The organism is Vibrio sp. OPT18 (assembly GCF_015163615.1).
GTDB lineage: Bacteria > Pseudomonadota > Gammaproteobacteria > Enterobacterales > Vibrionaceae > Vibrio > Vibrio coralliirubri.
This window is the reverse complement of sequence record NZ_JADDYK010000029.1, coordinates 11747-18733: the sequence shown is the minus strand read 5'-3', so window position 1 is coordinate 18733 and position 6987 is coordinate 11747. Positions and strand designations below refer to the sequence as shown.

Genomic DNA, 6987 nt, shown 5'->3' with positions numbered 1-6987 from the left:
GCTGGAGTGTCGTACTCAACGTGAGAAGTTGCGATTGTGATACCGCGCTCACGCTCTTCTGGAGCGTTATCGATAGATGCGAAATCTTTAGCAACACCGCCGTATACTTTTGCAAGAGTAGTACAGATAGCAGCAGTTAGAGTTGTTTTACCGTGGTCAACGTGGCCGATAGTACCAACGTTTACGTGCGGTTTCGTACGTTCAAATTTTTCTTTAGACACAATCGTGTTCCTTCCTAGTTATGATTCGCCACGTTCATTATTGAGCGAGACGCGCCAGAAATTGCTATTTTATGCGCCAACTCTCGTTAGCGCAATATTTGGACGCATTGTTCTTTCAAAAAATGAAAAAAAATGCCTTCCTTTTGTTTAACCACGCTCTGCAATGATTGCTTTTGCAACATTGTTAGGCACTTCAGCGTACTCACTAAACTCCATAGAGTAAGAAGCACGACCTTGTGTCGCAGAACGTAAATCAGTTGCGTAACCGAACATGACAGACAACGGAACTTGTGCACGAATTATCTTCAGGCCAGCTGTCCCCTCGTCCATACCTTCGATGATGCCGCGACGACGGTTAATATCGCCAACAACGTCACCCATCCAGTCTTCTGGAGTAGTTACTTCAACTTTCATCATAGGCTCAAGCAGAACCGGTTGCGCTTCAAGTGCACCCGTTCTGAAAGCCATAGAGGCAGCGATTGTAAACGCCATCTCACTTGAATCTGTTTCATGGTAAGAACCATCATATAGTGTAGCTTTGATATCCAAAACTGGATAGCCAGCAAGCACACCATTGTTCATCTGCTCTTCAACGCCTTTAGCAACTGAAGCGATAAACTCTTTCGGTACGATACCATTGGCAATTTCATCCACAAAGACAAAGCCTTCGCCAGCTTCTGATGGTTCCAGTTTCAGCCATACGTGACCGTACTGACCTTTACCACCATGTTCACGGATAAATTTACCTTCCGCTTTCGCTGTACCACGAATAGTCTCACGGTAAGCCACTTGCGGGTTACCAACGTTGCAGTTCACGCTAAATTCGCGCTTCATACGGTCAACGATGATATCTAAGTGTAGTTCACCCATACCAGAAATCAGAGTCTGGCCAGTTTCCGCATCCATATCAACGCGGAACGATGGGTCTTCCGCTGCTAGTTTACCTAGAGCGATAGTCATTTTATCTTGATCAGCTTGAGAGCTTGGCTCTACAACGATCTGAATAACTGGGTCTGGGAACTCCATGCGCTCAAGAACAATCTTATGGTTCTGGTCACAAAGGGTTTCACCAGTAGTCACATCTTTCAGGCCAATGATGGCTGCGATGTCACCTGCTCGTACTTCTTTTACTTCTTCACGCTTGTTTGAGTGCATTTGAACAATGCGACCTAAGCGTTCACGTTGTTTCTTCACAGAGTTGTAAGCTGTTTTACCGCTTTCAACAACACCAGAGTAAACACGGATGAAAGTTAAAGTACCAACGAATGGGTCTGTTGCAATCTTGAATGCTAGCGCTGAGAACGGTTCTTTGTCGTCTGCGTGACGTTCTGCTTCGTTCTCGTCTTCATCGATACCTTTAATTGCAGGTACATCGACTGGAGAAGGAAGGAAATCAACAACTGCATCTAGAACAGCTTGTACACCTTTGTTTTTGAATGCACTACCACAAGTAGCAAGTACGATTTCATTATTAAGGGTACGAGTACGAAGACCTTGTTTGATTTCAGCTTCTGTTAGTTCACCTTCTTCAAGGTACTTATCCATCAGCTCTTCATTTGCTTCTGCAGCAGCTTCAACAAGTTCTGTACGATATTCTTCAGCCATTTCTTGCATGTCTGCAGGAATATCTTCGTACGTGAAAGTCATGCCTTGGTCAGCTTCGTTCCAGTTAATTGCCTTCATCTTGATAAGATCGACAACGCCTTGGAAGTTTTCTTCAGCACCAATGTTCAGTTGAATTGGAACAGGAGTTGCGCCTAAGCGGTCCTTGATCTGTTCAACTACGCGCAAGAAGTCTGCGCCGGTACGGTCCATTTTATTAACGAAAACCATACGTGGAACTTGGTACTTATCAGCTTGACGCCATACTGTCTCTGACTGAGGTTCAACACCAGATGAGCCACAGAACACAACAACTGCACCATCAAGTACACGCAGAGAACGTTCTACTTCGATAGTGAAGTCAACGTGTCCAGGAGTGTCGATGATGTTGATACGGTGGTCCGAGAACTGAGCTTCCATACCACGCCAAAACGTAGTGGTTGCTGCTGAAGTGATCGTAATACCGCGCTCTTGCTCTTGCTCCATCCAGTCCATGGTTGCTGCACCATCGTGAACTTCGCCGATTTTGTGAGAAAGACCGGTATAGAACAGAATACGTTCACTTGTGGTTGTTTTACCTGCATCTACGTGAGCAACGATACCGATATTACGGTATTGCTCTATAGGAGTTTTACGAGCCACGGTTGAATCCTCTTATTAGAGACTTAGGGACTATTGCTATGTCTAGATTATGCGTTAAAAGCGATGCTTCGCTAAAAATTGCTTGCCCTAGAAATAGCAATAGTTCCTAGCATAAGCATAGGAACTAAAGAAGTGCTGCAAGGAACCTTGCAGCACTAAAAAGGTATTACCAACGGTAATGTGCGAACGCTTTGTTTGCGTCAGCCATGCGGTGAACGTCTTCACGTTTCTTAACCGCAGTACCTTTGTTCTCAGACGCGTCTAGCATTTCAGCAGCTAGGCGTTGAGCCATAGATTTTTCACCACGCTTACGCGCAGCTTCAACTACCCAACGCATAGCAAGAGCGTTACGGCGAACCGGACGAACTTCTACAGGTACTTGGTAAGTTGAACCACCTACACGGCGAGATTTAACTTCTACCGCTGGGCGAACATTTTCAAGAGCTTCTTCAAATACAGCTAAGTGGTCTTTACCAGACTTCTCAGCCATTGAATCTAGTGCAGTGTAAACGATTTTTTCTGCAGTAGATTTCTTTCCGTCAACCATAAGGATGTTAACGAATTTTGCCAGCAATTCAGATTTGAACTTAGGATCTGGAAGGATCTTACGCTGACCTATTACGCGACGACGTGGCATGGATATTCTCCGTTGTCTTCTTCAGGTTTTTTCCAAAACTTTTCAGAATAATAAATAAAATAGTGTTTGGCCTTACTTAACGCTTTCTTTTAAAAAAGAAAATGCATTAAGACTTAGGACGTTTCACACCGTACTTAGAACGACCTTGTTTACGGTCGTTAACGCCAGCACAGTCTAGCGCGCCGCGAACAGTGTGGTAACGAACACCCGGAAGGTCTTTTACACGACCGCCACGGATTAGTACAACACTGTGCTCTTGAAGGTTGTGACCTTCACCACCGATGTACGAAGTTACTTCGAAACCGTTGGTTAGACGTACACGACATACTTTACGTAGTGCCGAGTTAGGTTTTTTAGGTGTAGTAGTGTAAACACGAGTACATACACCACGTTTTTGTGGGCACGCTTCTAGTGCAGGCACGTTGCTTTTAACAACTTGCTTTACACGAGGCTTGCGAACCAACTGGTTAATAGTTGCCATTAACTAGCTCCTGAAATTTACTTGAAAGTAAGCTTTGTGAAAAATCTATCCCTAATCACAAGTCGTAATTAGGGACGCAAAATTCTATTCAGCAGTGGGAGGTGTGTCAAGAAATATACAGATCTTTTTTAGCCGTCTAGAGCTCAGGATGGTCTAATTTTAACCAAACTGATAGAACACGCTTACCAAGTCACTGATTTGTCGTTCAAAACCGTCAGTTTAACGAAGCCATCGAAGTCAACTTGATCAATAGTACTTGAGACAAGTAATTGTAAACCTCGGCTATCGAGATCTGGTTTTAACACCGACACCTGCTCTACTGCGCAGATTTGAGTGAATAACTCATGATTAGGAAGGCAAACATACACCGCATCTTCCACCAAAAGGAACTGATCCTGTGGCTGAGAATAGGTCAATGCGAGTTTCAGTTTGTCGACTGATTTTACGATATGAAGCATAGCGTCCCCTAGAAAGTCAGTATCTGTTGGCACTGAGCTAACTTCTGCGTTAACTCGTCGGCTTCAACGGTGGTCACATCGATCAGCAGGTTGTCTGCTGAAAGACCAAACTGACTCAGACTACGCTGACACACATACACCTGTTCGATGTCGTACAGGTCCATAAGTTTGAATGCGGAGATATAGTCACGCGATAGTATTTCGTCGGGCTGCTGCGCTTTGAGAAGCTGTGTAACGCCATCGCCAACAAAGAACACGGAGATGTCTTCACTGTATGCGGACGCAGCAAGCAGGGCGTCTAACCCTTCTCTACCCGCAGCGGTCGTATGAGGGAAACTGTTAAATATAAAGGCTAACTTTCTCAAAACTGCACAACCCTATCTTGCGTTAGTAGCGCTTCCGATAAGCTCCCCAATCCGGCCTGAGTAAATCCAGTGGCTAGGTTAGAGGCACTTAGTTGATGTTGCTCTGCTTCTTCAGAGCTAATCACTCCGCGTCTTAGCGCAGCTGCCACACAGGTTTCAAGGCTAACATTATGTTCATCAGCCAGCTTTTGCCAAGCTGAAGCTAAATCAAATTCATCGTTAGCAGGTACCGTAAGGTCTGAGCCGTTACTGACGCCATCTTGATAGAAGAACACACTGTGAAGTTTGTGGCCCTGTTTAATCAGAGCCACGGCAAACTGGTAGGCACTTCTTGCTGACTGTGAGCCATAGACAGGCCCATTCACTAGGAGTGTATAGCTTAGCAACCCTCTTCATCCTCTGTTTTACGTTGGCGGATGTATAGGTACACGGTGTGCTTAGAGATGTTCAGTCGCTCAGCAACACGGTTAATCGCGTCTTTAATATCGAAAATACCTTTGTCGTACAGCTCCATCACGATCTGACGGTTCTTAGTATTGTTCGATACCGATTTGTCAGCGTTAATTTCTTCAATGGTGCGTTCAACCGTTTGGTCGACAAGTTCTTCAACGTCACTAGCGAAGTTAACCGATGATGCGGCTTCGTCTGCGTCTTGCGTAGGCATGAACGATTGCAGTACTTGTGAGAATGGCGCGTCTAGATTCACGTTAATACACAGTAGGCCAATCACTCGGTCTTCACCGTTGCGGATAGCAACCGTGATCGACTTCATCAACACTCCGCCTTTAGCGCGAGTGAAGTATGAACGTGAGAAGTTACGCTTAGAACCTTCAATATCTTTTAGCATCTTCAATGCAAGATCGGTAATCGGCGAGCCAACCTGACGACCTGTATTTTCGCCATTGGCAATTTTAATCGCAGAAGTATTGAGGTCTTCTAAAGAGTGCAAAACGATTTCACAAAACGGACCAATAAGGCTCGCAATACCGTCAACAACGGCCTCATAAGATCTTAGAATGATTTTATCGTGTTCACTGAATGGCATAACGTGGACTGATTCCATTTCAAGTAACACATCTGCATTGACTGTTTCTGTAGTAGTCACTTATTCCTTACCTTCGTGTGAAAAATCAACAAATTTATGTAAGTTTATCAGAAAATTTTAATTGCACACCTAGCTAACATTGCAACTAGTGATTTAGAACAAGTTTAAAAATCAAATACTCATCTTCAAATCATAAAAAAAGCCTAACTCAAAGTTAGGCTTTTTATTCAATCAACGTATTTTAGTACGAGGCTTTTAACCAATATTACTGTGCAGGAGCTGCTTCAGCGTTATCGATGTTTAGTAGTTCTACTTCGAATACTAGCGTTGAGTTAGCTGGGATAGTCGGTGTGTCTTGCTCACCGTATGCTAGCTCTGGCGGAATAACGAACTTGTACTTAGAACCAACTTGCATCAGTTGTACGCCTTCAGTCCAGCCTGGGATTACGCGATTTAGTGGGAATGTTGCTGGTTCGCCACGATCGTAAGAGCTGTCGAACTGAGTACCGTCTGTTAGCGTACCTTTGTAGTGTACTTGAACCGTATCAGTGTCTTTTGGAGAAGCACCTTCACCAGCAGTCATTACTTGGTAAAGTAGACCAGATTCAGTTTGCTTAACGCCTTCAGTTTTAGCGAACTCAGCACGGAAGTCATCACCGGCTTTCTTCACTTCTGCAGATTTTTCTGCCGCTTGTGCTTGCATCGTTTCAGCAACACGCTTGTCTAGAGCTTCAAGAGCTGCGCGAGTTTCTTCTTCGTTAAGTGCTGTTTTCTCTGCGAATACGTCTTCGATACCTTGAAGAACCATATCTTTGTCTAGGTTGATACCTAGCTCGCTTGGCTTATCAATGCTTGTGCTTAGGTAGTTAGCGAAAGATACACCGATTGCGTAAGCCGCTTTGTCATCTTCTGTTTTAAAGTTTACTGCTTCAACTTTAACTTCTTCTACCTGTGGAGCTTCTGCCTTTGGTTCTTCTTTCTGACAACCAACTGCTAGCATAACCGTTGCGGCAAGCAGTGATACTTTTAAAACTGATTTCATTGAATTCTCCAATTAATGGCCAAGCCATTGGTTATTGTGCACAAATCTAATGATTAGATTGGTGTGAATACGTTAGTTATAACAATATACTAGTCATATGTCTTTCGACACAAACCGGATTATTAGATGTGATGCGAATATTTTTCCACTCATTGCTATGTACAATTGTCATCACCTTGTTAAATGGTTGCTTTTTCTTCCAAGATGATGAGCAGCGTTGGGAAATTGAGCCCAATGGTGCCACCAGCTTTGCACTCAGCAGAGATGGACGCTTCGCCCTGCTCTACTCTCAGCAAAAGCAACTGCTCCTTTGGGACCTCGCCGAAGACCAAGAGTTGGCTCAGCTTGGCCCGCAAGACCAGTTAGAAAACCAAGTATCGCGTATCCGTATCTCGGACAATGGCCGTTTTGCCATTACCGCTAGCCAGATGAACTTCGCCGTTTGGGACTTATCTTGGACTCAAGCACAAGGGCTATGGTCTATCTCCGACGGC

General features: G+C 44.4%; 9 protein-coding genes and 1 pseudogene. 1 reads left to right on the top strand and 9 read right to left on the bottom strand.

What is annotated here, in order from left to right; genetic code table 11:
* From IQQ51_RS06050 to fkpA, 9 genes are all read right to left on the bottom strand, one after another.
* Positions 1-221, bottom strand: a 221-nt coding sequence (locus IQQ51_RS06050; RefSeq protein WP_228012678.1) for a GTP-binding protein, incomplete at its 3' end; no start/stop codon positions are given.
* 147 nt (positions 222-368) lie between these two features.
* The gene (gene fusA, locus IQQ51_RS06045) at positions 369-2465 is read right to left on the bottom strand and encodes an elongation factor G (protein WP_017061101.1); all 2097 of its coding nucleotides are present in this window, start codon (positions 2463-2465) and stop codon (positions 369-371) included.
* 166 nt (positions 2466-2631) lie between these two features.
* Positions 2632-3102 (bottom strand): 30S ribosomal protein S7, encoded by a 471-nt coding sequence (gene rpsG, locus IQQ51_RS06040; protein ID WP_010435163.1) that lies wholly within the window; start codon positions 3100-3102, stop codon positions 2632-2634.
* A gap of 106 nt (positions 3103-3208) precedes the next feature.
* On the bottom strand, positions 3209-3583 hold the full coding sequence (rpsL, locus tag IQQ51_RS06035) for a 30S ribosomal protein S12 (protein ID WP_004737194.1): 375 nt from the start codon (positions 3581-3583) through the stop codon (positions 3209-3211).
* Positions 3584-3765: 182 nt separating this feature from the next.
* Complete coding sequence (gene tusB / locus IQQ51_RS06030; RefSeq protein WP_016790847.1) at positions 3766-4041, bottom strand: sulfurtransferase complex subunit TusB; 276 nt, start codon at positions 4039-4041, stop codon at positions 3766-3768.
* Positions 4042-4049: 8 nt separating this feature from the next.
* Positions 4050-4406: a sulfurtransferase complex subunit TusC gene (tusC, locus tag IQQ51_RS06025; protein ID WP_048614925.1), complete on the bottom strand. Its 357-nt coding sequence runs from the start codon at positions 4404-4406 to the stop codon at positions 4050-4052.
* Positions 4403-4792 (bottom strand): sulfurtransferase complex subunit TusD, encoded by a 390-nt coding sequence (tusD, locus tag IQQ51_RS06020; protein ID WP_193840591.1) that lies wholly within the window; start codon positions 4790-4792, stop codon positions 4403-4405. The genes tusC and tusD overlap by 4 nt, the downstream gene beginning before the upstream one ends.
* Positions 4786-5511 (bottom strand): helix-turn-helix transcriptional regulator, encoded by a 726-nt coding sequence (locus IQQ51_RS06015; RefSeq protein ID WP_004729851.1) that lies wholly within the window; start codon positions 5509-5511, stop codon positions 4786-4788. The genes tusD and IQQ51_RS06015 overlap by 7 nt, the downstream gene beginning before the upstream one ends.
* A 205-nt stretch (positions 5512-5716) precedes the next feature.
* Positions 5717-6493, bottom strand: coding sequence for an FKBP-type peptidyl-prolyl cis-trans isomerase (fkpA, locus tag IQQ51_RS06010; protein ID WP_017061105.1), 777 nt, complete (start codon positions 6491-6493; stop codon positions 5717-5719).
* Positions 6494-6624: 131 nt separating this feature from the next.
* Here fkpA and IQQ51_RS26720 point away from each other — a divergent pair.
* Positions 6625-6987: pseudogene (locus tag IQQ51_RS26720) on the top strand (hypothetical protein); the annotation flags it as partial.

Bases quoted from the DNA above. Each gene is read 5' to 3' on its own strand.
- rpsG (WP_010435163.1), bottom strand. From the start codon at position 3,102: ATGCCACGTCGTCGCGTAATAGGTCAGCGTAAGATCCTTCCAGATCCT.
- rpsL (WP_004737194.1), bottom strand. From the start codon at position 3,583: ATGGCAACTATTAACCAGTTGGTTCGCAAGCCTCGTGTAAAGCAAGTT.
- tusB (WP_016790847.1), bottom strand. From the start codon at position 4,041: ATGCTTCATATCGTAAAATCAGTCGACAAACTGAAACTCGCATTGACC.
- fkpA (WP_017061105.1), bottom strand. From the start codon at position 6,493: ATGAAATCAGTTTTAAAAGTATCACTGCTTGCCGCAACGGTTATGCTA.